Raw genomic sequence first — 24,509 nt, forward strand, 5'->3', positions numbered from 1 at the left:
CCTCCTTACTTGGTTTTATTGTTTTCTTGTTTTTTAATTGCTTCAAATTTATCCATTTGTAGTCCTAAATTCTTGTGGCCAACATGCTCATGGCAATCAACACATGATTTCTTATTAGGATTTCCAAGAACGAAATAATCTCTATGTGGCAAGAATGATTTACCAGCTTGAATAATATTTTTTAAATTTGAGTGGCAAGTCATACAACCACTATCATAGACAAAGTGAGATGCATGCTCGCGTTTTTTATGCCAGTCGATCTTGTCTGTATCTGTAAAAAATGTCTTATAGCCATCATTTATCGATACTTTAAGTTTTGTAAGTACATAGGTATAGGCACTTGTGTGGTCCAGGTGACAGGCTGAACATTCAGCTTTTATGCCAAGCTTGTTATTGCCACCATGTACATCTTCATGATATTGCAGCATCATAGGATCCATCGTGTGACACATGGTACAGACAAATCCACTACCAGTCGCATGAAGTACATCAGCTATACCCATAGAAGCGATAAAGCCGATTACGATGCCTATTATCACAGATGACCAAACAAAAAATTTCTTCTTAACTTCAGCCAAAATTTCCTCCTGAATTTATCAATATATCGTAAATTTTTACGAAAATTTTAGGTGAATGTTATCCAAAAAAATATAAATTTTTTCTTTAAGTAAATGAAAATATTTATTTGATATTAACTTTCAATAAGAATAAATTTCTTGTAGGCCACCTACATCTTTTTCCAAAATTTGGTTCTTCTCATCAAGTTTGACCAAACCATTTGTTTTAAATTTATTTAAAATCCTCGAAAAAGTTTCTGGAGTCATATTGAGTATTGATGAAATTTTTGTATGCTTTAGCTCATTAAATAGATCTTCATGATCTAAAATAAACCTAGCAACCTTCTCTTCAGAGCTTAAGATGAGCTCTTGATGAAGCAAATTCGTTGTTATTCTTATCTTTTGAGCCATTGATTTTAGAAATTTCATGCAAATTTCTGGCTTTGTTAAAAATTGTGCTTCAAATTTTTCATAATTTATCTTTAAAACTTCACCAGAGATAGTAAAAATGGCACTTGCTGGATAAGGGATATTTTCAAAATTTACGACTTCAGCTACAAAATTCATAGGTGCAAGCTGATGGATAAAAATTTCCTTGCCATTTGCCGTAGTTTTATAAAGCTTAACTGAGCCAGTTATCAAAAACGTAAGCCACTTTGGCTCCTCGCCCTCTATAAATAAAAACTCGCCTTTTTTGTATTTTTTAACAACACTGATTGCTTCAAGTTTGGCTAGGTCCTCTGCGTCAAGACCTTGAAAAAATGGGATTTGTTCTATCATATTTTACTCGCTTTTAAGATGAAAAAGCATTTTAGCATAAAAAATAGGACAAAATTTAACGGATTTCAAAGGGAGCTTTCTCCCTTTGATTAAAAAATTTATTTTTTAAGAAGATCTCTGATCTCAGTAAGAAGTGCTATATCAGCTGGAGTTTCAGGCTCTGCAGGAGCTGCCTCTTCTTCTTTTGGTAGTTTATTTTTAAGTGTATTTAAAGCTTTGATGACGCAAAAGATACAAAACGCAATGATTAAGAAATCAACCATTGTTTGTATAAATGAGCCATAGTTTATCGTAACAGCTGGCGCACCCTCAGCTGCTTCTTTTAGTGTTAGCTTGAGATCAGTGAAATTTACACCGCCTGTTATAACGCCAACCACTGGCATGATAATATCGCCAACCAGTGATGAGACAATCTTTCCAAATGCCCCACCGATAACAACACCAACTGCCATATCTATGACATTTCCGCGCATCGCAAATTCTTTAAATTCGCTGATAAAACTCATTCTTTCTCCTATAAATAGTTAAATTTTCGTGCGGATTTTATAAAAAATATGCTTTGCTTAGCCTAAAAATTTAAAATTACATAACTTTAAATTTATCAAGCGAGTGTTATAATCCAAACTTCAAATTTAACGTAAGGAATGAGCTTATGTATCGTTTTGCACCCTCTCCAACAGGAGATATGCACATAGGAAATTTACGTGCTGCTATTTTCAACTATATTTGTTCTTTGCAAGATAAAAGTGGCTTTATTTTACGCATAGAAGATACCGACAAAGAGCGAAATATCGAGGGAAAAGAGAAAGATATCTTAGAAATTTTGAGCAAATTTGGCATAAAACCAGAGCAAATTTACATCCAAAGTGAAAATTTAAAATTCCACAGACAGCTTGCATCAAAGCTTCTCATCGACAAAAAGGCCTTTGCCTGCTTTTGCACCGAAGAAGAGCTTGAGGCAAAAAAACAAAAAGCAAAAGAGCAAGGCGTGGCATATAGATATGACGGCACCTGCGAGAGACTAAGTGACGCTGAAGTTTTAAACTGCGAGAAGCCATTTGTCATCCGCATGAAAAAACCAACACGCACGATGAGCTTTACAGATGCGATCAAGGGCGAGCTAAGCTTCGAGCCAGACGCTGTTGATAGCTTTGTCATCATGAGAGCAGACAAAACTCCGACTTACAACTTTGCCTGCGCGGTTGATGATATGCTTGAGGGCGTGACCTTTGTCATACGCGGCGAGGATCACGTGAGCAACACACCAAAGCAAGACCTCATACGCGAGGGCCTTGGCTACACTGGCAAGATGAACTACGCACATTTGCCTATCCTTTTAAATATAGAGGGTAAAAAAATGAGCAAACGCGAGAACGAATCAAGCGTAAAATGGCTCTTTGAGCAGGGATTTTTACCTGAGGCGATCGCAAACTATCTGATACTTCTTGGCAACAAAACTCCAACTGAAATTTTTACGATCGAAGATGCAGTGAAGTGGTTTGATATAACCAAAATTTCACGCTCACCTGCTAGATTTGACGTGAAAAAACTTGAGCAGATAAATAGAGAACACATCAAGCTTACTTCAAAAGAGCGCATAAAAGAGATATTTGGCGTGGATGAGAGCAAGGTTGAGCTAGTTAAATTTTACACTCAAGAAAGCTCTCTAGTGCCTGAGATAAAGGCAAAAGTAGAGGCTATATACTCACCAAAAATAGCTCCAGATGAGTACAAAAACGAATTTGAGATCATTAAAAAAGCAGCTTGTAATTTAAAACCGTGCGAAACATTTGATGAGTTTAAAAAAGAGCTTATGAGCGCTACAAATTTAAAAGGCAAAAACTTTTTCATGCCGCTACGTGCGCTTCTTACAAACGACCTTCACGGCCCTGAGCTTAGCGAGCTCTATCCACTCATCAAAGATGATCTAGTAAAAATTTTAATCTAGGAGCAAAAATGATACTTTCCACCCTATTTTCAGCGGTCGCAAACATTTTGCACCTCATCATCACGGTCTATACGTGGATCGTCATCGCAGCGGCTCTCATTAGCTGGGTCAAGCCTGATCCTAGCTCGCCAGTCGTGCAGCTACTTTATAGGCTGACTGATCCTGTTTATAGCTTCATCAGACGCTACATCAAAACAGAATTTAACGGCATAGACTTTGCCCCACTCATCGTGCTTTTAGCACTTCAACTCATAGATCAATTTTTAATAAGGCTTTTATTTGTTTTTGCTGCGTCACTTTAGTATCCTCTCTTTAGCCTGCGTTGCTCTTTTAGCTAAAATTTACACTTACGAGGAGCTAAAAAACGAGCCAAAAAGCCTTGCAAAAGACTACTACATAAACCGCCTTATAAACGAGGGCAGCTACACAAAGGAGCAGATAGCTGAGCTTTCACGCGACGTTTTTAGAAAAAGTGGCTTAGTTCAAAAATCAATCAACAAAATTTTACCTCCCAAAGCAGCCCCTAACAAGTGTCCTGGCATAAGCGCAGGCAACATCACAAGTGCTAGCTTGGCTTGCCAAAATTTACTAACAACGATGAGCTTTTCTCTAAAGCTTGATAGCAAAACTCGTGAAATTTTAGCGGCAAATCTTGCAAGCACAAATCCAGAAAAAGCTAGGATTTTACGCACTTTAAACGAGGCAAATCCAGCTCTTAGCTTTGCAAATACAAACGATGCAAAGAGCTTTTTGGAGCTTTTTAACGTTTCAAGTCCGCAAAGTAAAAACGCGCTTTTTAGCGAGAGCTTTGACGCAAATTTCATGACAAAGCTTTATTCACAAAAGGGCTTTACAAATTTATTAAACGATGTCGTATTTAATAAAAAATATGAAAGCTTTAGAAGAAATTTACTTAGCATAGATCCAGCTGTCACTGAGAATAGTGACGCATTTACACTTGGACTAAACGCCATCTTGCTTGGTCAAAATGACATTGCATTTAGTTTTTTTACAAGAGCTAAAAACACCTTTGATAGGGCTTGGCAAAGGGACAATGCCACATTTTGGCAGTATGAGCTAAGCGGCGATGAGAGCTTTTTAAAAGAGCTAAGCGCTAGCAAAGATGCAAATATCTACTCACTTTACGCAAGAGATTTGGTCGGTGGCGAGCCACTTGAGGTGATCGTGCCAAGACCTAGCAAGCAAAATATCGAAAATTTTGATGTGAGCGATCCATTTTTATGGAACAAAACCGCTGCCCTTGCAAAGGATATGAACGCCACGCAGGCAAGCGAATTTGCGATGAAATTTTACACAAACGAGAGCATCGGCGCATACGCATACTTCATGCAAAAGGCGTATGGCTGGGAGAAGCAGTACTTTTTGATGCCAAGCTCACCTGAGCTTGAGGGCATCAGCACTGAGCGAAAGTCGATGATCTACGCACTAGCAAGGCAAGAGAGCCTCTTTATCCCAAGCGTCGTTTCTATCTCTTACGCCCTTGGTATGATGCAGTTTATGCCATTTCTTGCAAATGCTATCGGCAAAAAAGAGCTAAAAATTCCAAATTTTGACCAGGACGATCTTTTTAAAACAGATGTCGCCTTTAAATTTGCAAATCACCACCTAAACTACCTTGATAAATTTCTTTATCATCCGCTATTTACAGCCTACGCGTATAACGGCGGTATCGGCTTTACCAAAAAAGTCATCACAAGAGATGATATGTTTAAAGAGGGGAAATTTGAGCCGTTTTTATCGATCGAGCTAGTCCCTGTGGCTGAGACTAGAAACTACGGCAAGAAGGTGCTTGCAAACTACGTGATCTATATGGCGCTTAATGGTTCCAGTATAAAGATTTCGCAACTTTTCGAAAATTTAACAAAACCGGCTTTGACTGATAAATTTCGAAACTAAGTGCGAGATCGTCACTTTGCTTACTTGGTGCGGTCACTTCGTAATAGACCGCCCAAGGCATAGAGAATCCAGCAAATTTAAGCATCTCGTCACTTTCATCAAGCAGTCTTGCGCTTGTGGCATTTGAGTCGCCATTTACCTTTATGTTGCTCAAATTTTGCGCATGCTCTTTTGGGTTTATAGCTACTAAAAAGTGCTCTTTGCTCTCGTCTAAATTTGAGTTATATATAGGATTTAGATAGGTTGCGATTATGAGCGTTCTTTCGGTGCCATCAATGATCTCACTCTTGCTTGTGTAGGCTAAAAGCTCATTTTTTAGTGGCTCATGCACGATCACTTTTTGATCGGCGCAGCCAAATATCATCAAAATAAATATAAAAAATAGTGTAAATCTTCTCATAAAAAACTCTTAAAAGGTTAAATTTTCTCACATTTTAGCATTTTATTTTTTAAATTTCACTCATAAATTTTAAAGCCAATATGAGCTATAATCGCAAGAAATTTTAACAAAAAAGGCTCTTATGAAAAGACTTGCCATTGCTTTTTCTGGCCCTTCAAATAGCGGAAAAACGACGCTTATCTTAAAAGTCGCAAAAAAATTTATAGATGATGGGCTAAAGGTCGTTGTAGTTAAGCACGACCCAGGCGACAAGGCCAAATTTGACGTTGAAGGCAAGGATAGCTTTAAATTTTCTCAGGCAGGAGCTGACGTAGTCGTGATGAGTCCGACTAGAACGACTTACTTTTCACAAAGCTCGCAAGGCATAGACGAGGTCATAAGGATGATCGGTGAGTTTGACATGCTCTTAGTCGAGGGGCTAAAGACGCTGCCACTGCCAAGACTAAGCGTCTTTAGAGGTGAGATCGATGAAGCATATCTTAGCTTTTCAGACGCGATCGCTACCTATAAAGAGCAGATCCCCTACGAGATCACAAATCTAAATTTAGACGATATAGACGCCATTTGTGCGTGGATAATCAAAAATGCAAAGGCTGTATAATGCAAGAACTAAACCAAATTTTTAACACCATTAAAGATATCGCAAAAGAGATAAGCGAGGTCATAAAATACGCCGATCTTGGCTACACAACTCACGAAAACGCAACTGGCGACACCCAGCTAAAGCTTGATGTCAAAAGCGATGAGATCATCACAGCTAAATTTAAGCAGCTTTCATGCGTAAAAGCGCTGATTAGCGAAGAGAAAGAGGACGAGCTTGAGATAAATAAAAACGCTAAATTTATCATCGCTTACGATCCACTAGATGGCTCAAGCTTAGTTGATGTAAATTTCGCCGTTGGCTCGATCTTTGGCATCTACGAAGACGAGGTAAAACCAGAAAATTTAATAGCTGCAGCTTACAGCATCTATGGTCCAAGACTTGAGCTAGTAGTTGCCGAGAAAAAGGGCGCTTTGCCTAAATTTTATAGACTTGGCAAAGATGGCGAGTTTAAATTTGTAAAAGAGCTTGAGCTAAAAGAAAAAGGCAAACTAAACGCCACAGGAGCTACGCAAAAAGGCTGGAGCCAAACGCATAGAAACTTCATAAACGAGCTATTTAACGAGGGTTACAGACTAAGATACTCAGGTGCGATGGTGAGCGACTTGCATCAAATTTTACTAAAAGGCGGCGGTCTTTTTAGCTACCCAGCAACGAGCGATCATCCAAATGGCAAGCTAAGGGTTGTCTTTGAAGTATTGCCATTTGCCTTTATATATGAAAACGCAAAGGGCGCAACGACAAATGGCAAAAATCAAACACTTTTTGATATAAAAATAGAAAAAATTCACCAAACTACGCCATGCTTCTTTGGTTCGCGTGATGAAATTTCTCTTTTGCATAAATTTTACGAGCAAAAATAATGCAAGAAACACAAGCAAACGAGCCACTTGACGCATTTGAGCTAGCCCTAAAACAAAAGGCAAAAGTTATGCAAGAGTGTCAAGAGCAAAAAGGTCGCAAAAGCTGTTTTAACTGCGAGGCATTTTTTGACTGCGAGACGAGGATAGAGTATGTAAATAGCTGCTACAACTCGATGTCAAAAGGCAACACCGGCAGTGACGGCGGATTTGATTTTTAAATTTAAAGGAAAAATATGAAAGAAAAAGCTTATATAACCACTCCGATTTATTACGTAAATGACGTGCCACACATCGGCCACGCCTACACGACTATCATCGCTGATACTCTAGCTAGATTTAACCGCTTGCAAGGCAAAGAGACCTACTTCATGACTGGCACTGATGAGCATGGTCAAAAGATCGAGCAAGCAGCTCGCGCTAGAGGCAAAACTCCAAAAGAGTATGCTGATGAGATCAGTGCGAAATTTAGATCGCTTTGGGATGAATTTGAGATAAGCTACGACCACTTCATAAGGACAACCGACGAAGAGCACAAGCAAACCGTGCAAAATGTCTTTGAAAAGATGCAAGCAAACGGCGATATCTACAAGGGCGAATACGAGGGCTTTTACTGCGTTAGCTGCGAGACATTTTTTAACCAAAGAGACCTACTTGAGGACAACCGCTGTCCAGACTGCGGCCGCGTGACATCTTTGGTTAAAGAAGAGAGCTACTTTTTCAAACTTTCAAAATATGAAGACGCGCTTTTAAAATGGTATGAAAACGACGAGCTTTGCGTCATCCCAAAGGGCAAGAAAAACGAGGTCGTAAGCTTTGTAAAAGGCGGATTAAAAGATCTATCTGTGACAAGGACGAGCTTTGACTGGGGCATAAAGCTACCAAAGAGCGCAAATGACGACAAGCACGTTATGTACGTCTGGCTTGATGCGCTCATAAACTACTTAACAACACTAGGATACTCAAGAGATAACGCTAGAATGGACTTTTGGCCACACACGACACACATCGTTGGCAAAGACATTTTGCGTTTTCACGCAGTTTATTGGCCGGCATTTTTGATGAGCCTTGGCTTGCCACTGCCAAAACACGTCGCAGCGCACGGCTGGTGGACGATAGATGGCGAAAAGATGAGCAAAAGCAAGGGTAATGTCATAAACCCAAGAGAGGTCGCAAACGCTTATGGGCTTGAAAATTTCAGATACTTTTTGCTTAGAGAGGTGCCGTTTGGACAAGATGGCGACTACAGCCAAAAGGCCTTGATCGAACGCATAAACTCAGAGCTTGGCAACGGACTTGGCAACTTGCTAAGCCGCATCGTAGGCATGAGCGCAAAGTATAGCGACTACAAGATCAACTCAAAAGATGTGATCAAATTTCACAAAGCCGAGCTTGATGAGGCGAAGGGCTATCTTGATGAGGCAATTAAAAATTTAGAAAATTTAGCGACAAACCGCTATTTAGAGGATCTTTGGAAGGTTGTAACGCTTGCAAACGCAGCCGTTGCGAAGTATGAGCCATGGTCACTTGTAAAAGCTGGCAAAAGTGACGAGGCAAACGCGCTCGTGGCACTTTGCGCAAATTTACTTGCAAAAGTGGCGATACTACTTAGCCCAGCCATGCCAAAAACTTGTGCTAAGATAGCTGACACGCTTGGCTTTAGCATAGATACGGCCTCTTATGAGAGTCTTGTATTGAAAAATGAAATTTCAAATTTTATGGCAAAAGCTACTGAGCCACTTTTCCCAAGGATAGAAAAAGAGCTAATGGGCGAGGTAAGAGGACTAAAAGAAGAGCCAAAAGTAGAGGCAAAGGCCGAGCCAAAAGAGGAGAAAAAAGAGGATGAGATCATTAGTATCGATGACTTTGCAAAGATCGTTATAAAAGTAGGCGAAGTACTCGAGTGCGAAAGGGTCGAGGGCAGCGAGAAACTGCTTAAATTTAAGATAGATCTTGGCGAGGAGCAGCCACGTCAAATTTTATCTGGCATCGCCAAATACTACGAGCCTAGCTCACTTGTAGGCAAGCAAGTTTGCGTTTTAGCAAATTTAAAAGAGCGAACGATGATGAAAAAATACGTCTCACAAGGCATGATCCTAAGCGCATCAGACGGCTCACTAACGCTTCTTGGCACGCAGAGCAAGGTCAAAAACGGCGCGATCGTTGGCTAAATGACGATAGAAAATTTAACCCACATAATAAATGGGCAAATTTTAAACAACCCAAGCATCTCAAGCGTGACTAGCTTCGCGTTTGAGGCTAAAAATATAAAACGAGGCTACGCTCTAATCGCTACGCAAAGCGATCAGATCGCACCTGCGATAAAGCAAGGAGCCTACGCTATCATTAGTGAAGAGGAGATCACGCCAAGCGACGATGAGATAGCCTTTATCAAGGTAGCAAGCCTGCAAACGGCTATCATCAAGCTCATGCGCTTTGAAGCGATCCACAAAAATATCAAATTTTGCGCGGTCAATCCCTTCATAAAAGCGCTTTTAGAGAAGTCGCACCTCGAAAAAAACGCCCACGTTATACCTGAAAATTTAACCGAGCTTTTTTATAAAATTTTTCATGCAAATTTATTTGACACATTTTTTAGCGACGATACGAGGATACTTCAAAGGCTCTCGCTACTTTACGAGACAGCCTGGACTGACACAAACATAAGCGTGCTAAATCCAAGCTCGATCTTCTTTACAACGCTCATTTACGACGACAAATACTATCAAAATTTATCTATCCCACGGGTTTTTGCTGGGATGTTTTGCGGACTTCTTGGCTATCTTAAGAAAAACAATATCGGCTTTAAAGTGACAGAGAGCAGGATTTCATCGCACTTTGACCCAGTCTTTATCGACAAAGACTTTAAGCCAGTTGGCTTTGGTAGCAGTTTTAGAGCGGTGATAGCTGAAGAAGACGAAGAGCTATTTTTGACTGAAAGCATATTTCTAAGGCGAAATTTCAGCGAAAGCGAGCTTAAATTTTGCCTGCCAAAAGATAGCACGCTAAAGGTTGAAAACGCCATTTTTTATGAAAATTTAGACGAGATAAAGAAGCTACAAAATTTCGTCTATGCCCTTGTGCTTTGCAAAAAAGAGGATCTACTTGATAGCTTAAGTCAAAGCAAAGAGCAAAGCGGACTCTTTTAAATTTAGAGCCAGAGCCTAAGCCCTGGCTGTTTTTTACTCAACTAAGAAGTATTTTAGATCAGCTTGCGCGTCGCCGCTAATTGGTCTAACATTAAATTTATCCACTAAGAAATTTATGATCTCTTCATTGAAAAATTTAGGCAAGCTAGGTCCTACGTTGATGTTTTTGATACCAAGGCTAAATAGCGCTAGCAAGATGATGACCGCTTTTTGCTCCATCCACATTAGCACGATAGAAACTGGTAGGTCATTTACTGCGATACCTGTTGCCTCGCTTAGTGCAAGGGCGATCTTAACTGCGCCGTTGCTGTCGTTGCACTGGCCAAGGTCGATGTAGCGTGGTAGCTCGGTGCCTGGGACGTTACCAAAGTCTATATCGTTAAATCTAAATTTACCACAGCTTGAAGTAAGTATCACGCAGTCTTTTGGAAGGCTAGCAGCTAGCTCTCTATAGTACTCGCGTCCCTTGCCAGGTGCGTCACAGCCAGCGATCACGAAAAATCTGCGGATCTTGCCAGTGTTTATCGCCTCTAAAATTTGTGGGGCTAAAGTTAGGATAGTCTTGTAGTGGCCGCCAGTTACTAGGCTCTCGTCGCTATCAAAGCCGCTAACGTCGCCACAGGCTAGTGCGCACTCGATAAGTGGTGTGAAGTCGTCGTTTTCGATGTGTTTTACGCCGTTTGTGCCTGCGATCGAGTAGCCAAATAGCCTATCAGCGTATGTGCAGTTTGAGCGTAGTGGCACGATGCAGTTTGTTGTCATCAAAATCGCGCCTTTAAATTCGTTAAATAGCTTAGTTTGGTCAAACCACGCCTTGCCGACGTTGCCTTTTAGGTGGCTGTACTTGCGTAGTTCTGGGTATCCGTGAGCTGGGAGCATCTCTGAGTGAGTGTAGATGTTGATGCCTTTATCTTTTGTCGCCTCAAGTAGCGCTTTTAGAGCGTGCAGGTTGTGGCCGCTTACTAAGATCGCCTTGCCCTCGACCTTGTTTTGGCTCACTCTAACTGGTGTTGGGATGCCAAATTTAGCTGTGTGAGCCTCGCTTAGTAGGTTCATCACCTCAACGCCAGCACCGCCTACTTCAAGAAGCTGCTTGATGTGCTCATCGAAGTTGAAATTTGAGTTTGTAAGCGTGAAATAAAGCGTATCAGCCATAACGCGATCAACGTTGCTAGTATCAGCGCCAAGCTCGTGTGCGTGGTGGCGGTATGCGCTAAGACCTTTTAAACCAAAAACCATCGTATCTTGCAAAAGTGCTAGCGTGTCACTCTTGCCACAGGTGCCCATAGGCTGGCCCTTTGCACCACATCCATCCTCAGCGCTCATCTCGCACTGATGGCAAAACATCTTCATATCTTTCATCGTCTCTCCTTGTGAATTTAAAAATTTAAGCGGATTTTATCCTAGGTGGCTAGCTATTTTGGTTGATAGCAGTCAAGAAAAGTTAAATTTAAATTTTAGTTGTTAAATTTAAGATTTTATGATTATGGATATCAAAATATAAATTTGAAATTTGTCACAAAGAGTTAATAAAATTTACAAAAAAAACGATTTACATTTGAAATTTATTTAAAAGGATGAAAATGAAAAATTTACTACTAGTGGTATTTGCCGCTTTTATGCTTTGTGGCTGCGCTCCAAAGGGGATATTTGTGAGCTTACCTGACGAGCAAGCACCTTCAAATGTTAGCAAAAAGACCAAAATTTACATCGAAAGTGTCAAGGATGTGAGGGCTTTTGAAAACAACCCAAAACAAGCCAGCACTCCATCTTTATACAAGCACAATGTAAATGAAGTTAGCGCAAAAGAGAAGCAAAAATACATCGGCAGAACCAGAAATAGCTACGGCAAAGGGCTATGGAACGTCATTTTAGAAAACAAGCAAAGGACAACTAGCGTAGTAAGGGCGCGCATCGAGGATGCCTTTAGAAGCAACGGCTACCAGGTCATAAAAAATGAAAATGAAGTAGATAAGGATACGATAAGTGTCAATGCAAAGATAGAAAAACTTTGGACTTACTTAACGCTTGGTGCGGTAAAAGTCGGTCTAAACGCTGATATAAGCACCACTTTAAACGTAAATAACAAGGAGCTAAGCACGGTTGTAAAACGCAAAGAGGAGTATCTTTTAGTAAATCAAAATGACTATGCAAATATCATCAAAAGCTCTTTGAGCGAGTACAAAGAGAAGCTTGCAAAACAGATAAGTGAGCTAAATTTAGAATAAATTTTAGGCTAGCTACTAAATTTATAGTGGCTAGCTTTTAAATTTCAAGCCAAATTTCACTTTTTATAAGGGATTTTATCAACGGCGTTTGCTTTTTTAAAGCCATTTAGCCTTAGTCTGCAGCTATCACAAAGCCCGCATGCCTCATCTTCGCTCTCGTAGCAGCTCCATGTTAGCTCTACTGGCGAGCCAAGCTCAAGCGACTTTGCCACGATATCGGCCTTGCTTAAATTTACAAGCGGCGTGAAAATCTCGCAAGAAAAATCAGCCGAAGTGCCTAAATTTATCGCCTCATTTATGCTTTTTATAAAGCTCTCTTTGCAGTCAGGATACCCGGAGCTATCCTCCTCGACCACGCCTATATAGATCGCCTGCGCCCCCTCTTTTTCGGCAAGCGCAGCAGCGATTGAGATAAATACGCCATTTCTAAACGGCACGTAGGTGTTTGGCACATCCTTACTAACGCCATCTTTTCTTATCTGCAGGCTCTTATCCGTTAGCGAGTTTCCGCCTATTTGAGCGATGAAGCTAACGTCTAAATTTATTTTTTTAACCACGCCCAGTCGCTCACATATCTCGTCAAACGCGCGCTTTTCTCGTTTCATTGTTCTTTGTCCGTAATCAAAATGAAGTGCGACTACATCATATCCAGCCCTTTTTGCCATCACAGCGCAAAGTGTGCTATCCATACCACCGCTCATTATACAAACTGCTTTTTTCATATTTTGCCCTTTAAATTTGCTAAAATTATACAAAAATTTACTAAGGACAAGCCAAAAATGATACTTTGTGAAGAGAGTTATCCTGAAATTTTAGATCAAATTTGCTCATATCTAACACCAGGTGAAGTTGAGTTAGTTTTTATCAACAAAGATGAGATGAGAGAGCTAAACAGATCTGAGCGTGGCATAGACAAAACCACTGACGTATTAAGCTTTCCCCTTGAGCTCATCGTCCACGCCCCGCTTGGCTCAATAGTCATAAACAAAGATATGGTAAAAGAAAAAGCAGCCGAGCTAAATCACAGCGAAGATGCCGAAACTGCGCTACTTTTCACACATGGCTTGCTGCATATCTTAGGCTTCGATCACGAAAAAGATGATGGGCAAATGAGAGAGAAAGAGTGCGAGGTAATAGCTAAATTTAACTTGCCAAAGAGCCTAATCGTAAGAAGCGAGGACGTTAGGCTCATTGATCTTATAAACAAAAAGGGCTGATAAAGCCCCTGATTTAAAGAGCCTCTTTTTTTGTCTCTAAATTTTCAACTTTTGGCGCAAAAGCCTTGTTTATCTTTCTTATCCAAATGATGAGCGAGATAAATAAGATAAAGTAAAGCACGTAGCTAGCGATAGGCCAGCTGGTGTTTGTGCCGCTATCTTTTATCGAGATCGCGTTTCTAAACTCGTTTAGCATAGAAATTCTATATCCATAGTATTTGATAGTGACGTTTTTATCGCTATTTGTAAAGCCTTGAGCCTTGGCTTGGATGTCGGCTGAGTTAAATTTAAAATAAAATGGAAAGCCCCACGCCGTATCTTCGTTTCTATAAGCCATAACTTTTTCAGCGTTTTTCGCATCTTTTGTGTAGATAAAATAGACGTCTCTTACAGGTCCATCGGCTGGGTTTTTGGCGTCTATTATGCCATCTTTATCCATGCGTTTTACGTCGCCGCCAGTTATCTGCACGCTTGCGTAGTGCGGAAATGAAAAATCAACCAAAAACGCCAAAAATAGGTGCAAAAGCACGACAAATGTAACGCAAATTCTCTTTAAAAATATCATCATTTCTATCCTTTAAATTTGCACTATTTTATGAAAAGATAGCTTAAATAAAGGGGCAAAGCGCCCCCATAAATTTAAGCCTTTTTATTAAGCATAAATTTTAAAAGCTGAGCAAAGAAGCAGATGCCGCCGATTATTAAAATCGTATCGCCAAGCATCCTTAACCATCTTAAATTTTGCAAGTGTGACTGTTGTAAAAGCTCAGCACTTCTTGCATACCACATGCCCTGCTCCAAGCTTGCAAATGCTTGATAAATTCCTATTGGAAGTAGTGAAAGCACGATCATTAGCATAAGTCCTGCATTTAGCCCCCAAAAGCCAACTTTCATCAGATTTTCATCAAATTCTTGCCCTTTAAATAGATAAGTAGCCACAAGCCAAACAAAGCCAAGTGCCAAAAATCCATAAACACCAAATAGTGCCGCGTGTCCGTGAACTGGCGTTGTATTTAGTCCTTGGATGTAAAATAGTGAAATCGGAGGATTTATCAAAAATCCAAAGACACCAGCACCTAGCATATTCCAAAAGGCAACTGCGATGAAGCAGTAAAGTGGCCACTTAAGCGTTTTAGCCCAGCTTTGAGCGAACTGAAGTTTGTAGTGCTCATACGCCTCAGCTCCAAGCAAGACTAAAGGCACGACCTCAAGCGCTGAAAAACTTGCACCAATAGCCATTATAGGCGTTGTAGTGCCTGCAAAGTAGAGGTGATGGAAGGTGCCTGGGATCCCGCCTATCATAAAGAGTGACGCACTTGCAAGCGTTTGAAATGTCGCAAATCTTTTTGAGACAAGGCCCAGTGAGACAAAGACAAAGGCGAGTGAAGCCGTCGCAAAGACTTCAAAAAAGCCCTCAACCCAAAGATGCACGACCCACCAGCGCCAATACTCCATCACTGGTAATGGACTTCTTTGTCCATAAAATAGTCCTGCTCCGTAAAATAAGCCAACCGCAACCGCTGACATAGCAAAGATAGCTAGTAAATTTTTATCGCCTTTGTTTTTAAAGCCGCCTGCAAATCCACGAAGTAAAAGCAACATCCAGATGACAAGACCGACAAACAAAATGATCTGCCAAACACGTCCAAGATCGATGTATTCATATCCTTGATGTCCTAGCCAGAAGCTTAAATTTATAGGCATGATGTTTGCGATAGCTAGATATTCGCCCACAAAACTGCCAACTACAAGGAAAAGTAGCGCGTAAAAGAGCAGATCAACGCCAAGCTTTTGAAATTTTGGATCCTTGCCGCCATTTATGATAGGGGCTAAAAATAGTCCAGCTGCTAAAAATCCAGTCGCTATCCAGAAGATACTAGCTTGTATATGCCACGTTCTAGCAAGCGAATAAGGAATGTAGGCTGATAAATTTATGCCATAAAATTCTTGTCCTTCGACTGTGTAGTGAGCTGTAAAGCCGCCTATTAAAATTTGAAACGCAAAAAGAGCTAGCGTGACAAAGAGATACTTTTTAAGCGCCTTTTGTGATGGTGTTAAATTTAGCTTTTTAAGAGGATCTTCGCTAACAATCTCAAGCTTTTCATCATCTTTTTTGCCATAAAATGAGCTAAACCAAACAAGAAGTCCAACTCCTGTTAGAAGTATCACGACGCTTGCGATCGACCAAAAGATATTCTCACTTGTTGGCACGTTATCGATTAGCGGCTCGTGTGGCCAGTTATTTGTGTAGGTTGCCTCGCTGCCAGGTCTGTTTGTCGCTGTCGCCCAGGCTGACCAGAAGAAGAAGTTGTTTAGATCAGCTCTGTCGCTTGCACCTGGGAGCGTGTTTTCTTTCATCGCATAAGCTTCTCTTAATGATTTAAACTTAGGATCATCTCCAAAAAGAGCAGCATACTCGCTAGCTACTTGACTTATCGCCTTTAGCCTATCAGTGCTTAGCACAAATTTATCGTCCTTTACGCTATTTTCTCTATACTCTTTTTTAAGCAAAACCTTTAAATTTGCCTTTTGCTCGGCGTTTAGATCGGCGTATTTTAGATGATAAATTTCATCAGCTTTGATCTCTAAAAAGGCAACTAACTCTTTGTGAAGCCAGTCCGCACTCCAATCAGGCGCTTGATATGCCCCGTGCCCCCAAACAGAGCCAACTTGCATACCGCCTATGCTTTGCCAAGCCTCTTGACCTTTGTAGATACTCTCTTTATCGATCACGACCTTGCCATTTTCGTCAGTGAAATTTACAACTGGAGGCGAATTTCTATAAACCTCAACGCCGTAGTAGCCTAAAATACTAAAGCAAACTACCAGCACAGCAACAAGTGCGAGCCAGTATCTTTTGTATTCACGCATCAATTCTCCTTTTTTAAAATTTAGGAGAAAGTTTATCTCATTTCAAAATAGTGACTAATGATATATGTCAATAAAAAGAGAATATTTATCCTATTAGCTTTATATGAATTTACAAAATATGCAATTTTTTCACAATGAACATGCAAATTTTACACAATATTAATGTAAATAGCAGTAATATAGCAACCAAACTATTTCACACGAAAAAAAGGAAAAAATATGCAAATGAATTTCATGCACAAAGTGGCTAAAATAGGCCTTGTTGCTTCACTTTTTGCAGCTCTTAGCCTAAGCGCTGCTGAGTCTGCAAGAAGTATCACCGATATGCAAGGCGTAAAAGTAAGCGTCCCAGGAAAAGTTGAGAAGATCGCAGCACTGTGGAATGCAAACAACGAGATCATCCTAGCACTTGGCGGTATGGATAAGGTTGTAGCCACAACTGATCTGATCAAAACCAACAAGTGGTTTGAGCACGTCTATCCAAAACTTAAAAATTTACCAGCTGCACTAAACGGCAAAGACCTTCAGATCGAAGAGCTTGTTAAGCTTGCCCCTGATGTTATCATAGTTTCTAACAAAAACTACCAAGACGAGCTTATCAAAAACGGCTTTAGCGCGGTAAATTTGATCTTTAGAGACTACCCAGATATGGAAAAAAGCATCTACGCAACAGCTGAAGTTATAGGCACTGATGACGCTAGAAAAAAAGCTGAAAAACTTGCTAGTAAAATCCACGATAACTCTGAGTTTGTAACAGCAAGAACAAAAAGCATCCCTGATGCTAAACGTCCAAAAGTACTTCACTTGCTTGGTGGTGCAAATTTGCTAAAAGTTGATGGCACAAACACTATCGAAAATACTTGGATCAAGCTAGGTGGCGGTGTAAATGCTATCAATACTGAGGGTTCAATGATCGAAGTTAGCGCTGAAGAGATCATCAATGCAAACCCTGATATCATCATCGTTGGCGGCAATGACACAGACGCACAGATCAAAAAGATAAAAGAGCACCCTGCATTCTCTGGCTCAAACGCTGTTAAAAACGGCAAAGTTTATGGTAACCCAAAAGGTGTATTTAGCTGGGATAGATATGGTGCTGAAAACGTACTTCAAATTTTATGGGCAGCAAAAACTATCCAACCAGATCTATTTAAAGATGTCGATATGAAAGTAAAAACAAAAGAGTTTTATAAAGAGTTTTTAGGTCACGAGCTTACCGATACAGAGTATGGCTATATCTTAAAAGGCCTAAATCCAGATGGTAGCAGTAAATAAGATATGAAAAACGCAAATTTTTCAATAGTTGTTATCTTTTTAGCTCTACTAACGCTTGTTTGCGCCTTTGTCGCACTGGGCGTTGGTAGATTTTACATACCATTTAACGACGTCTTTAGCGTGCTAGCTCACAGCTTTGGTCTTGGAGATGGCGCAGCTAGCAACATCACAAACGTGATAGAAAATTTACGCATACCGCGCATTATAGCCGCTATCTTAGTCGGTGCTGCTCTTAGCGTGAGCGGTGCAGCCTATCAAGGCGTCTTTAAAAACCAGCTAGTAAGCCCTGATCTTCTTGGCGTCTCGGCTGGTGCTTGCGTGGGAGCAGCAACTGCTATCATCTTTGATCTATCGCTATTTTGGATACAAATTTTTGCATTTGGCTTTGGCCTAGCAGCCGTTGCTATCACTCTAGCCATACCCAAGATGATGGGGCGCGCGAGCACGCTTATGCTGGTTCTTTCTGGTATCATTGTAAGTGGCCTCATGGGCTCAATAATCGGCTTTTTAAAATATGTCGCAGACCCTGAGACAAAGCTACCTGACATTGTTTATTGGCAGCTTGGTAGCCTTGCAAAGCTTGATAGCGATAACTTAATATACGTAGCTCCAGTGATGATCATCTGCGCCATTTTACTTATCGCCATGAGCTGGCGTATAAATTTGCTCTCTCTTGGCGACGAGAGTGCGGCTAGGCTAGGCGTAAATGTGGCTTTTGAGCGCGCTGTCATCATCATCTGCGCTACGCTTCTTACAGCGTGCAGTGTCTGCATAAGCGGCATAGTCGCATGGGTGGGGCTTCTCATGCCTCACTTAGCGCGTATGCTAGTTGGCGCAAATAACATAAAAAGCATGCCTGCAAGTATATTTATGGGTGCGATATTTTTGCTTTTTGTTGATACTTTAGCGCGCAGCATAAGCGTGAGCGAAGTGCCTCTTGGCGTACTTACTGGCTTTATCGGCACGGTATTTTTCGTCTGGGTTTTATGGCGAAATAAAAAGGTTGCATGATGCTTGAAGTTAGAAATTTAAACTTTAGCTACCCAAATGGGGCTGGCAAACTAGAAAATGTAAATTTAAAGATAGGCGCAGGTGAGATTTTAACCATACTTGGTCGAAATGGAGCTGGCAAATCAACAACTTTAGGCTTAATAAGCGGCTCGCTAAAGCCAGTTTCAGGCGAGATCTTTCTTGATGGTAAAAACGTAGATAGCCTAAGCAACAAAGAGCGCGCTAAGATCATGGCGTACGTGGCTCAAAGCGAGGTTACAGAGTATGACTACACTGGACTTGAGTTTATCACGATGGGGCGTGCGGCGCACCTTGGTATCTTTGCAAGACCTAGCAAAGAGGATGAAGAGATCGCTAGAATTTACACCAAAAAACTTGAGATCGAGTATCTTGAGGATCGCTTCATCACGCAGATGAGTGGCGGTCAAAAGCAGATGTGTATGATTGCTCGTGCGATGGCTGCGCAGCCAAAGATGATCATATTTGACGAGCCAACGAGCGCGCTTGATTTTGGCAACCAGTATAAATTCCTACGCACCGTCAAATGGCTAAAAGAGCTTGGCTACTCGGTCGTGCTAACCACTCACAATCCTGACTTTGCCGTGCTTCTTGGTGGATATGTAGCACTTGTAAAAGGTGATGGCGAGGTTGGATTTGGCACGGTTGATGAGATCATTAGAAGTGAGAATTTAAGCAAGCTTTACGGACTAAATTTAAACGTGAGCTACATCGACGAAGTAAAAAGAAACTGCTGCCTCACTTATCCACTATAAATTTATCTGCTCTTAATTTTTAAGGGCAGATCACTCGTTTTATCTAAAAATTTCTACTTAAATTTACTAACCATAAATGCTAAAATGCAAAATAAATTTGAAAGGATAACTATGGCTTACCCACTACTAGGCACAAAGATCGTGATCGATGAAGAAAAGGTTTTAAGAGAGAAAAAGTATAAACTAGACGTAATTTACGAGTATTTGGACAGACTTGCCGAACAATGTAATCTGATTAGGATTGACAAAAATACTTTTCACGCAAAAGGCGATGAAAAAGATTTAGCAAACCTAGCATTATTTGTTTGTAAATACGCAGTAAAAAACGAATGGCTAACGAAAAATATCAAAGAGTGGATTTGGGTTAGCGAAAACTCTGGTAACGAAGATATGATGGCGAAATTTAAGAAAGAAAATATAGGAGTTTGGGAGTGAGCGACAAAAAGAGCAAATTTATCCTGCCATATCAAATTTCATGTAAATTTTGAAAGAGCCTGCGAAAGATTAGATTTCGCTAGGTAAGACAAATTTAGATATAGCGCAAAAGCAAAGACCTTTTTAAAACCCTGAGCCATTTTGTCACAGAGAGCCTAGACTGGTTTGCTAGCAACCCTTTTTTAACAGCAATATTGAAAAAGACAAGACCAGTCGCAACAAAACCAAATCAACCGCGTAATAGTTGCCATTTTCTATCAAATTTAAAGCTAGCCATAAAAGCTTGCGCCCTCATCTTAAATTTGACGCAAATTTAAATCCTCTTAGCCAAAAAATTATCTACCTTAAATTTAACACAACCCACAAGATCAAATTTGAGCTTTATTTTTAAATTCCGCCACTCTGGCCTTTGCAGCCTGCGTGATGTCGTCCTCGTAGCCATAAAAGTTAAAGGTCGCTCCATGCTGAAAAAAGCCATTTAGTATGTCGCCGCTTTGGCGATTTTTCAGATCAAGCTCGGCCACCTTAAAGCCGTCATTTGTCGCGCAAAATTCTTTTAGCCTAGCTGGCGCCTCTTTTAGCTTGGTAAATAAAAAGCAGTATCCATCGCCGCCATTTCGCCCCACTCTGCCTCGTAGCTGATGAAGCGTGGCAAGCCCCAACCGCTCAGCGCCCACGATCACTATCGTATTTAGCCTTGGCAGCGAAATACCAACCTCAACAACGGTGGTTGAGAGCAAAATTTCGCCCTCTTCTCTAAATCGCCTTAAAATTTCCTCTTTCTCTTTGTCCTTGCCGTGCGTGACAAAGACATTTTTGAAATTCTTTAGCCAAAAGCCCTGTGCCTCGCTTAGACTTTGGTAGTTTGATTTTTCGCTGCTCTCGACTAACGGATAGATGATGGCTACTTGAAAGCCATTTTCTACCTGCTTTTTGATATGAGCTAGCAAAAAGTCAAACTCGCTAGTGCCTAAAATTTGGCTCGTTATATTTTTCTTAAACGGCATCTGCTTTAAAAAGCTAAATTTTACGATCTCAGACTGGATTAAACTTAGCGTCCTAGGTATCGGAGTAGCTGAAAACTGCACGAAATTTGCTCGCTCGTCCTCGTTTGAGGCAAGCTCTTCTATCTTTTTACGCTGGTTTGAGCCAAAGCGGTGCTGCTCATCGACCATAACAAGCGGCGAATTTGGCAGCTCGTGAAAGAGTAGCGCATGCGTGCCAACGATCAAATTTACCCCGCTAAAGTCTATCTTTTTCTCCCCGCTTCGCACCAGCATCACATTCATAAAAGGCGGTAGCAGCCTCTTTGCTTCGTTATAAATTTGCTCGCTTAAGATGCTTGTTGGCGCCATCAAAATGGCACTTTGCGGATAGACGCTAAGAGCTGCTGCTAGGATCACCAGCGTCTTGCCGCTTCCCACGTCGCCCATTATGACGCGCCTTTTTGCCTGCACAGCACTAAGGTCGTCTCTGATGTCATTTATCGCGTTTATCTGATCATTTGTCGGCGTAAATGGCAGGCTCTTAAGCCAAGAGCTTATGTCAAAAAGCTTGATTTTTGGGCTTTTAAAGTAGGTTTTTTTGGCACTTAGCTTTTTTATGTAGTTAAAAATTTCTACAAATTTTAAGATTTCCATGCCCTCGCCATCATTTTTTAGGCGGTATAAAATTTGCACGCTTTGCTCATCTAGCCGCTGCAAATCAGCTAGAAATTTAGCTTCTTTTTCATTTAAGCCCTCGGCTAGTAAATTTTGTAAATTTAGATATTTTAAGATGAGTTTTTTTAGCTCTTCATCTTTTAGCTCGGTCTTAAATTTAGGCACGATCTGGCCTATTTTTGTGGTGATTTTTGGATTTACTATCTGCCACGAGCCAAAGGCGTAGGAGCAAAGCCCATATATAGCCATCTCTTTGCCGACCTTAAAAGCGCCGTAATGCCAAGACTTTGCGTTAAAAATGACGATCTTTACGCTACTTTGCCACAGCTCGCAAAAGGCAAGTGCTGTCAGCATGCCAGGGCGCGAAGCGAGCGAAGTGATCTTTACATTTATGCAGACCTGCCCTTCTCTTGGGCTCTTAGCGATCGTCGTATCCTCAAAGCCCTTTGGCAGCACAAGAGCAAGGTCAAGCAGGCTAAGCACGCCTATTTTTAGAAGTTTTGCTCTGTCACTTGCTTCAAATTTCATTTTTTAAGACGCAAAAACTTAGCTCGTTTATCTCTGCGTGGGCTTTTATAAAGCTATTTAGCTCGCTTAGCGAAAGGGCTGAAATTTTATCAAGGTCCTTTAAAAATACCCCAAGCTCGCCATGTTCGTAAAACTCGCCTTGTGCGATGTCAAGGCGCTTAAATAGCGTCTCAAGTCTAAGTGGCAACGAACCAAGTAAAAATTTCTTCGCCTGCTCAAGCTCGGCCTTGCTAACGCCTTTTTTGCTAAATTTTAAAATTTCCTCTTTTATAACGGCGATAGCTTCATCTTTTTTCTCATTTTTTGTCTGCATGTAGCCGTAAAGCTGGCTGTAAGAGAGATTTAGCAAATTTCTAGCGTAGGCGCTGTATGCAAGCCCTCTTTTCACGCGGATTTCCTCCATTAGCCTCGAGCCAAAGCCACCCTCACCTAAAATAAATGTCGCCACTGCAACCTTGTATTTCTCTTCAGGTTTTACATTAAATGGTGCGCCAAAGTAGATATATGCCTGCTCGCTTTGCCTGATGATCTCGCTACTTTCGCACTTTTCGCTTGGGCTAAAGCGCTCTAGTTTTCGCACCTTGCCAGGTTTTAGAATTTCTAAAACGCTAGCAAGCTCTTTTGTCTGCTTCTCGTCGATGTCGCCACCAAGCACGCAAAGCAAATTTGAAAGGTCTAAATGCTCGTTTAAAAATTTACTTACATCCTCAAGCGTGATCGCTTTTATGCTCTTTTTAGTACCGATACTAGGCTCTGAAAGCACGCTTTTTGGGTATAAAATCTCAAAAAGCCCCTGTCTTGCCACGTAGTCAAAGTCGTTTTCATTTGCTGCGATCTCGCCAAGTGTGACGGTTTTGCACCTATTTAGAATTTCATCAGTTAAATTTGGAGCGCTTATAAGCTCTTTTAGCTTGCCGCACGCAAAGGCAAAGTGCTCTTTTAAGCAGTTTATATCGATGCAAAATGTCTCAAAGCCGCAGCTTGCATTTAGGCTAATCGCCCGCACTTCAAGCTCTTTAGCGAATTTAGCCGAGCCTAGCTTCATATCGCCCTCGTTTAGCAAATTTGCACTTAGCCTTGCAAGGCCTGCAAGCTTGCCATTTTGCGAGCTACCAGCTGCTTTGAAAACTAGCTTTAGGCTCACTACTGGCATCGCTTTTGAGCTTTCAAAAACGACTGGGATTTTTACATTTTTTACATTGATATCTAAAATTTTCATCTAAAATTTCTCCAAAATATCGTAGTTTGTGTTGCGCTTAGCTGGAATTTCGCCGACATCTTTTATAAGCTCGATCATCTGGTCTTGATTCATCCTAAAGCTTGCCCCTGCTGCCTTTACGACGTTTTCCTCCATCATTGTGCTACCAAGGTCGTTTGCGCCAAAAAGAAGCGCTAGCTGGCCTACATAGCTGCCCTGCGTGACCCAGCTGCTTTGGATATTTTTAAAGTTATCCAAAAAGAGCCTTGAAACCGCAAGAAGCCTTAGATAGACGTTTGAACTTTGCTTTTCGATCTCTGGGAATTCTTGCATGAGTTTTGTATTTAGCCCTTGAAAGCTCCAAAGTATAAATGCCCTAAATCCAGCCGTTTCATCTTGTAAATTTCTGATATGCTCCCAGTGCTCCACGATCTCGCGGGTGCTCTCAACCGTGCCAAACATCATCGTAGCAGTCGTCTTCATGCCAAGCTCGTGCGCCTCTTTGTGTATGCGAAGCCAGTCTGCGGTGTCGCACTTTTTAGGGGCGATGATGTCACGCACCCTGTCGCTTAAAATCTCCGCTCCAGCTCCCGGCATCGAGTATAAGCCCTTTTCGTTTAGGCGTTTTAGGACCTCTTTTGTAGAAATTTTTGAAATTCTTGCGATGTAGTCGATCTCAACGGCAGAAAAGCCATGTATCGTGATGCTTGGATAGTGCTTGCTGATATAGGCGACAAGCTCCTCGTACCACTCGATCTTTAGCTTTGGATGAACGCCACCTTGAAATAAAATTTGCGTGCCGCCAATGGCTATTAGCTCCTCGATCTTCTTGCCGATCTCCTCAAAACTTAGCACGTAAGCGTCCTCTTCTTTTGCGTGGCGGTAAAATGCGCAAAATTTACAATCCACCCAGCAGACATTTGTATAGTTGATGTTGCGATCTACGATGAAGGTCGTAATGCCCTCTGGATGAAGCTCTTTTTTTCTAGCTAGCGCCATCTTGCCAAGCTCGTAAAGCGGTGCATTTTCTATAAGATCGATGGCTTCATTTACACTAAGTCTTTTCAAATTTAACCTTTTATTTTGCTTATTTTTGGGCG

The 24,509-nt window shown here is 41.1% G+C and carries 25 protein-coding genes; 14 read left to right on the top strand and 11 right to left on the bottom strand.

The window, feature by feature from the left end; translation table 11 throughout:
- Positions 1-5 precede the first annotated feature (5 nt).
- The 3 genes from CYP84_RS02170 to mscL form a co-directional block, all read right to left on the bottom strand.
- Positions 6-578, bottom strand: a complete 573-nt coding sequence (locus tag CYP84_RS02170) for a cytochrome c3 family protein (protein WP_103636523.1) — start codon at positions 576-578, stop codon at positions 6-8.
- 120 nt (positions 579-698) lie between these two features.
- Positions 699-1,337, bottom strand: coding sequence for a Crp/Fnr family transcriptional regulator (locus CYP84_RS02175; RefSeq protein WP_021092915.1), 639 nt, complete (start codon positions 1,335-1,337; stop codon positions 699-701).
- Between the two features lie 98 nt (positions 1,338-1,435).
- A complete protein-coding gene (gene mscL / locus CYP84_RS02180) occupies positions 1,436-1,843 on the bottom strand; it encodes a large-conductance mechanosensitive channel protein MscL (protein ID WP_009294582.1) in 408 nt (135 codons plus the stop codon).
- 146 nt (positions 1,844-1,989) lie between these two features.
- Here mscL and gltX point away from each other — a divergent pair, with 146 nt between their 5' ends.
- The 3 genes from gltX to CYP84_RS02195 are packed head-to-tail and all read left to right on the top strand — an operon-like array spanning position 1,990 to position 5,202.
- The gene (gene gltX / locus CYP84_RS02185; RefSeq protein ID WP_103636524.1) at positions 1,990-3,285 is read left to right on the top strand and encodes a glutamate--tRNA ligase; all 1,296 of its coding nucleotides are present in this window, start codon (positions 1,990-1,992) and stop codon (positions 3,283-3,285) included.
- 8 nt (positions 3,286-3,293) lie between these two features.
- Positions 3,294-3,587 carry a YggT family protein gene (locus CYP84_RS02190; protein ID WP_021084756.1) on the top strand — a complete coding sequence of 98 codons (294 nt, stop codon included), beginning with the start codon at positions 3,294-3,296 and terminating at the stop codon, positions 3,585-3,587.
- Positions 3,565-5,202 carry a lytic transglycosylase domain-containing protein gene (locus CYP84_RS02195; RefSeq protein ID WP_103636525.1) on the top strand — a complete coding sequence of 546 codons (1,638 nt, stop codon included), beginning with the start codon at positions 3,565-3,567 and terminating at the stop codon, positions 5,200-5,202. The genes CYP84_RS02190 and CYP84_RS02195 overlap by 23 nt, the downstream gene beginning before the upstream one ends.
- Here the strand turns inward: CYP84_RS02195 and CYP84_RS02200 are convergent.
- The gene (locus tag CYP84_RS02200) at positions 5,123-5,602 is read right to left on the bottom strand and encodes a hypothetical protein (RefSeq protein WP_103636526.1); all 480 of its coding nucleotides are present in this window, start codon (positions 5,600-5,602) and stop codon (positions 5,123-5,125) included. The genes CYP84_RS02195 and CYP84_RS02200 overlap by 80 nt on opposite strands.
- A 121-nt stretch (positions 5,603-5,723) precedes the next feature.
- On the opposite strand from CYP84_RS02200, the gene mobB reads away from it, so the two are divergent.
- The 5 genes from mobB to CYP84_RS02225 are packed head-to-tail and all read left to right on the top strand — an operon-like array spanning position 5,724 to position 10,212.
- Complete coding sequence (gene mobB / locus CYP84_RS02205) at positions 5,724-6,203, top strand: molybdopterin-guanine dinucleotide biosynthesis protein B (protein ID WP_012001396.1); 480 nt, start codon at positions 5,724-5,726, stop codon at positions 6,201-6,203.
- Complete coding sequence (locus CYP84_RS02210) at positions 6,203-7,066, top strand: class 1 fructose-bisphosphatase (protein ID WP_258033877.1); 864 nt, start codon at positions 6,203-6,205, stop codon at positions 7,064-7,066. Before mobB ends, CYP84_RS02210 begins: the two co-directional genes overlap by 1 nt.
- On the top strand, positions 7,066-7,284 hold the full coding sequence (locus tag CYP84_RS02215; RefSeq protein ID WP_103636528.1) for a hypothetical protein: 219 nt from the start codon (positions 7,066-7,068) through the stop codon (positions 7,282-7,284). Before CYP84_RS02210 ends, CYP84_RS02215 begins: the two co-directional genes overlap by 1 nt.
- A gap of 15 nt (positions 7,285-7,299) precedes the next feature.
- Entirely contained in the window at positions 7,300-9,234 is a 1,935-nt protein-coding gene (gene metG, locus CYP84_RS02220) for a methionine--tRNA ligase (protein ID WP_103636529.1), read from the top strand.
- Positions 9,235-10,212: a ferrochelatase gene (locus CYP84_RS02225; RefSeq protein ID WP_103611348.1), complete on the top strand. Its 978-nt coding sequence runs from the start codon at positions 9,235-9,237 to the stop codon at positions 10,210-10,212.
- Positions 10,213-10,245: 33 nt separating this feature from the next.
- Here CYP84_RS02225 and hcp read toward each other — a convergent pair whose 3' ends face one another.
- Entirely contained in the window at positions 10,246-11,574 is a 1,329-nt protein-coding gene (gene hcp / locus CYP84_RS02230; RefSeq protein ID WP_103636530.1) for a hydroxylamine reductase, read from the bottom strand.
- Positions 11,575-11,795: 221 nt separating this feature from the next.
- Between hcp and CYP84_RS02235 the strand changes: the two genes are divergently transcribed.
- Entirely contained in the window at positions 11,796-12,440 is a 645-nt protein-coding gene (locus tag CYP84_RS02235; RefSeq protein ID WP_103636531.1) for a flagellar biosynthesis protein, read from the top strand.
- Positions 12,441-12,496: 56 nt separating this feature from the next.
- Here CYP84_RS02235 and queC read toward each other — a convergent pair whose 3' ends face one another.
- Entirely contained in the window at positions 12,497-13,195 is a 699-nt protein-coding gene (queC, locus tag CYP84_RS02240) for a 7-cyano-7-deazaguanine synthase QueC (protein ID WP_141089183.1), read from the bottom strand.
- Between the two features lie 24 nt (positions 13,196-13,219).
- On the opposite strand from queC, the gene ybeY reads away from it, so the two are divergent.
- A complete protein-coding gene (gene ybeY / locus CYP84_RS02245) occupies positions 13,220-13,657 on the top strand; it encodes an rRNA maturation RNase YbeY (protein WP_103607966.1) in 438 nt (145 codons plus the stop codon).
- A gap of 13 nt (positions 13,658-13,670) precedes the next feature.
- Here the strand turns inward: ybeY and CYP84_RS02250 are convergent, their stop codons facing one another.
- Positions 13,671-14,225: a DUF1523 family protein gene (locus CYP84_RS02250; RefSeq protein ID WP_103636533.1), complete on the bottom strand. Its 555-nt coding sequence runs from the start codon at positions 14,223-14,225 to the stop codon at positions 13,671-13,673.
- A 71-nt stretch (positions 14,226-14,296) separates the two neighbouring features.
- Positions 14,297-16,528: a nitric-oxide reductase large subunit gene (locus tag CYP84_RS02255; protein WP_103636534.1), complete on the bottom strand. Its 2,232-nt coding sequence runs from the start codon at positions 16,526-16,528 to the stop codon at positions 14,297-14,299.
- Positions 16,529-16,747: 219 nt separating this feature from the next.
- Here CYP84_RS02255 and CYP84_RS02260 point away from each other — a divergent pair, with 219 nt between their 5' ends.
- The 4 genes from CYP84_RS02260 (at position 16,748) to CYP84_RS02275 (ending at position 20,022) form a co-directional block, all read left to right on the top strand.
- Positions 16,748-17,803 carry an ABC transporter substrate-binding protein gene (locus tag CYP84_RS02260; RefSeq protein ID WP_103636535.1) on the top strand — a complete coding sequence of 352 codons (1,056 nt, stop codon included), beginning with the start codon at positions 16,748-16,750 and terminating at the stop codon, positions 17,801-17,803.
- Positions 17,804-17,806: 3 nt separating this feature from the next.
- Positions 17,807-18,814 (top strand): FecCD family ABC transporter permease, encoded by a 1,008-nt coding sequence (locus tag CYP84_RS02265; protein WP_103571291.1) that lies wholly within the window; start codon positions 17,807-17,809, stop codon positions 18,812-18,814.
- A complete protein-coding gene (locus CYP84_RS02270) occupies positions 18,814-19,587 on the top strand; it encodes an ABC transporter ATP-binding protein (protein ID WP_012001386.1) in 774 nt (257 codons plus the stop codon). Before CYP84_RS02265 ends, CYP84_RS02270 begins: the two co-directional genes overlap by 1 nt.
- A gap of 111 nt (positions 19,588-19,698) precedes the next feature.
- Complete coding sequence (locus tag CYP84_RS02275; RefSeq protein ID WP_103636536.1) at positions 19,699-20,022, top strand: hypothetical protein; 324 nt, start codon at positions 19,699-19,701, stop codon at positions 20,020-20,022.
- A 368-nt stretch (positions 20,023-20,390) separates the two neighbouring features.
- On the opposite strand, the gene recG is transcribed toward CYP84_RS02275, so the two are convergent.
- Genes recG through CYP84_RS02290 form a run of 3 tightly spaced genes read right to left on the bottom strand, consistent with a single transcriptional unit; the run spans position 20,391 to position 24,477 of the window.
- Entirely contained in the window at positions 20,391-22,211 is a 1,821-nt protein-coding gene (recG, locus tag CYP84_RS02280; protein WP_103636537.1) for an ATP-dependent DNA helicase RecG, read from the bottom strand.
- On the bottom strand, positions 22,201-23,430 hold the full coding sequence (locus CYP84_RS02285) for a M16 family metallopeptidase (protein WP_103636538.1): 1,230 nt from the start codon (positions 23,428-23,430) through the stop codon (positions 22,201-22,203). The genes recG and CYP84_RS02285 overlap by 11 nt, the downstream gene beginning before the upstream one ends.
- Complete coding sequence (locus tag CYP84_RS02290) at positions 23,431-24,477, bottom strand: dehypoxanthine futalosine cyclase (protein ID WP_103636539.1); 1,047 nt, start codon at positions 24,475-24,477, stop codon at positions 23,431-23,433. It lies immediately after the preceding gene.
- Positions 24,478-24,509 lie beyond the last annotated feature (32 nt).

Origin of the sequence: Campylobacter concisus (genome assembly GCF_002912425.1) — a bacterium.
In the GTDB taxonomy this organism is placed as follows: Bacteria; Campylobacterota; Campylobacteria; order Campylobacterales; family Campylobacteraceae; genus Campylobacter_A; species Campylobacter_A concisus_AH.